General features: G+C 48.8%; 1 protein-coding gene. It reads right to left on the bottom strand.

The window, feature by feature from the left end:
* Positions 1–202 (bottom strand): hypothetical protein (locus MN204_RS20485; RefSeq protein WP_249872903.1); only part of this gene is annotated, 202 nt, incomplete at its 3' end.
* Positions 203–281: the final 79 nt, after the last annotated feature.

Below are 281 nucleotides of genomic sequence, written 5' to 3'. Positions count from 1 at the left end.
AGGAGAATGGAGGGGTAGCTGCTGAAGATCGATCTTCATCAACATGTTCCCTAACTTCTTCCCATAACGCTTTGGCCATTCCCTCTTCTACTTCCGGTGTCCCATCTTCTAGCATCGTTGCCTCACCTGATTGCCGAGTAAGATTAGATAGAATATCCATTCTTTGGTCTAATGAAGCAGCCCTGACGCTCTCAAATTCCATGCTGGGAGTAGCCTCTAGGATTGTCTCTAGGCTTGGTTGTTGAGAGACCGGCCCTCGAACAATCAAAGGAGGAGGACCC

Origin of the sequence: Oceanobacillus saliphilus, assembly GCF_023522835.1 — a bacterium.
In the GTDB taxonomy this organism is placed as follows: Bacteria; Bacillota; Bacilli; order Bacillales; family Amphibacillaceae; genus Oceanobacillus; species Oceanobacillus saliphilus.
This window is presented reverse-complemented; position numbering and strand designations above follow the sequence as displayed.